The 3,264-nt window shown below is 38.5% G+C and carries 4 protein-coding genes; all 4 read right to left on the reverse strand.

All coding sequences use genetic code 11. The annotated features are described in order from the left end of the window. Window positions 1-1,035, reverse strand: a 1,035-nt coding sequence (locus tag FAY33_RS07920; protein ID WP_185967536.1) for a hypothetical protein, incomplete at its 3' end; no start/stop codon positions are given. A 501-nt stretch (window positions 1,036-1,536) separates the two neighbouring features. After that, window positions 1,537-1,893, reverse strand: a complete 357-nt coding sequence (locus tag FAY33_RS07925; protein WP_143320477.1) for a hypothetical protein — start codon at window positions 1,891-1,893, stop codon at window positions 1,537-1,539. A gap of 416 nt (window positions 1,894-2,309) precedes the next feature. Continuing rightward, window positions 2,310-2,714 carry a hypothetical protein gene (locus FAY33_RS07930; RefSeq protein WP_143320479.1) on the reverse strand — a complete coding sequence of 135 codons (405 nt, stop codon included), beginning with the start codon at window positions 2,712-2,714 and terminating at the stop codon, window positions 2,310-2,312. A 7-nt stretch (window positions 2,715-2,721) separates the two neighbouring features. After that, the coding region (locus FAY33_RS07935; RefSeq protein WP_207706007.1) for a hypothetical protein at window positions 2,722-3,264 on the reverse strand (543 nt) is incomplete at its 5' end.

The following is a 3,264-nucleotide window of genomic DNA, read 5'->3' on the forward strand; positions in this document are numbered from 1 at the left end:
GCCCCCTGCAATTCCAAGGCGGTAAGCATCCTCTCCGCGCATTCCAATACTTGCAAGATCCAGGAAATTATCAAGCTGTTTTTTCAATAAACCAGCTTCTCCGCGGGTTGTTTTATATACCAGCTCTATCCCTTCCACCGCTCTCTTACCATCCTTTGAAAGCGTTGCCCCAAGTTTTAATCCTCCCCTCATTGCCAGTTTTCCACCTGCTCCTATCATATCACCGACTACTGGCAAGGCTCCTATGAGCGAAAAAGTCGCTTCCCAGCCCTTCCCCCGGGCTGCATAGATAACCGCATTTAGAAGGTCTGCAGGCGGGAATATAATTCCCACAACACTAATCACATCCTGGAATCCATCCATTGTCTGCATATATTCCCAGAACTTCCTGGCCTTTGATTTTCCATAAATCTCATCCAGCCACCTTACATAATAGTTCACGGGCGACTGGCCGACTAGATCCTCATAGTCCCCCTTTCCATACACATTCTCCTCAAAATAACCATACAGTTCTTTATTAAACGTAATGTCATCATATCCGCTTCTGCGTACCACACTTCCATCAGAAGCAAATAACGGCGGTACGGATTTCTTTGACTTCTCATACATTCCTAAGAGAACTTCCACTGCATCCTCTTTTACAATCTCATGGGGCTCATTTCCAGGACTCTCTATGTGGATTTCCTCCGCCTTGAAATGAACTTCCTCCGGTAACAGCAGGATTCCGCTCTCTTCACAGCTAATCCATACATATTCCCCGGCTTTCATTTCTACATTTTTTCCATGCCCCAGGATCTCCTCTGTTTCCAATGACAGATTTCCGGAACTGGAGATATGAATCCCACCTCCCGTAACACTTAGTCTGGTCTGTTTTCCATTTGACAGACTGACTCCACTTTCATTGAGGACTAACTTCTGGTTTCTCGGAGTTGTCCAGCTCTTTGTCTTTGAAATTGCCTGAGGTGCTCTTTGAGAGGCTTTCTGCGGAGCTTTCTGAGAGGACATTGCCGATACCCCTCCATGATCCGCCGCCATTGGAAGGTTTCCCTCTTTTGGCTCCCCCTTTGCCTCTTCCGCAGCGGCTTCCTCTTCGGATTTTGCTACAATAGACGTTATCCTTTTTAGTAGTTTCTGCTATCGACTTTCTGACACTGTTTCGGTCTCGTATGTTCTCAAAGGAGGGAAGCATTATGACCAAATAAAAATTACTAGATATGTTTATTCAAGAACGAGTCAACATGCTAATTGATATATTCCACAAAAACCAGCCTAACAAATTTAACAAGGAAGATGAACAAATTCTACAGGCTGAGATTTTCATTGAAACTTTACCTGACAAAGAGAAGAAACTGGTTAAAAATTACATTGACTCACTTATAAGCCATCTTGTCTTAGAAGAAGCATTTTTATATCATAACGGGTTCTTGTATTGCGCAAAGGTATTAAAATATATTGATAAATTGTAAACTCTAACCCAATCAGAATAAAGGAGTACATAGGCAAAACTCTGCTGTACTCCTTGAATAATAGTTTTTATTATAGTTTATATGCCTCAGCTTTAATAAAACTGTTAACTAAGAATTTATCATTTTCACTAAGTTCATTAAATATATCATTAAACTTGCTTTTATATTTCTCATCATCTAACAAAGAAAGGGTAGCAATCGCAAAGTGCCCAAATTGCCAAGGTCCAACGAATTTATTATTTGCTAAAATTCGGCTTAATTCCTCAAGTCGTTTAATAATAATATCATCATAAAAATTCCTTTCTATTAACCTTGACATTGCCATTGAGACAATGTGAAAATTTTCAAATTGTAGACTTAATATTAGGTCGTTGTCACTAATATCATCATTCTTAAGTTGTTCAAATAGTTCTAAATCAGATGCCATAAACTCACGTATAATCCAATTATCTCAGATGGTAATTAGATTTTTCCTTTCTCCCAGATTCTCTGGGCATTTTAATCCATCTCTGATATATTTTGAAAAGGCACTGTGGATCTGTATCTATAAAATTACAGCTTTGACTGTTTCAAGGTGACTCAGACCACAGCTTTTCGTCTATTACTGTTAATCAGTTTGTTAACGCCTGACGTTTCTATTTACGTGATTACACAGCCGAATTCTCTATGGAAGACAACTCCTCCGGCTCGGTTAACATCAGCCCGCAATGCGGGCTGAGAGGACTTTTTTACCGGGATCGAATTTTTGGCATTGGGGTCGTAATCAGGGTCGCACTTGCGTGGAATGCCCATCTATGCGAAAGAGTTACGGGGAGTTGGACGACTCCTAGCTTTGTGTTGAAGTTAGCTATTTTTCTTTGTAATAGCCCTAAAAGGTGGATGACCTGATTCCTGGTTTCTAAGTAACGAAGGCTTTCGAATTCTCAAGCTACATTTTAATTCAAAAACCACTTGCTCTTTATTGCTTGAGACAGTCTCTACATCAATCCAGATGGGTACAAATGGACTAAAAAAAGTTAACATTGAAACCACATCTTTTTTTGAAAAGAAACGTCCAGTAATATGTTCTTTATTTAATATGTTAAGCCTCATTACTTCATCCTTACCCTGCAACACTTTTCCCTCTTCAAAAATAGGGGTAATTATGAAGAAATAATTATCTGTATCTATACCCTCGTTATGTTTTATCTCCTCTAGAGTTAGATCTAAAAATTGAGAAAATATTTCCTTACTCATTTCTTTAATCATAGTTCCCTCACTTTATTTGTTCTACAATTATTTTAGATTTAGTTACATCAACATATCCTGATGGAGTAAAATGATAATCTCCTAATTCTAACCATGCATTTTCAGTCCGTATTCCTAAATTATCTAATACGTTTGGAAATAATTTCCCCTGTTCAACTGTTGGTGCAAAATGTCCAGAAGCATTTGTAATATTTCTAACATTACCCTGACTATTAACTTTTATTGTACCAGCAGCTTGAACATCTTTTCCACCAGCTAAGAAAGAATGTCCTCTTCCAATATGTAAATTGTTATTCATATCAACCACAAAATCAACATCTTGAATACTATTATCAATTAATATTTTACCATCTTTTATTGTGTATCCAAATTCTTTACCTGCCTGTGGTTCGCCGGGATACCTATTCTTTATAGTTTGAAATGGCTTCCCCGTCCCCTCAACAACCTTTCCAATCTTCCTTCCCTCATCATCCATATACCGAACATAAGACATCACATCTCCTGCCTCATCTTCAATACGGATTATTATCTTACTTCCATCATCCAGATA

Source organism: Clostridium sp. HBUAS56010, from assembly GCF_007115105.1.
Classification (GTDB): Bacteria; Bacillota; Clostridia; order Lachnospirales; family Lachnospiraceae; genus Lacrimispora.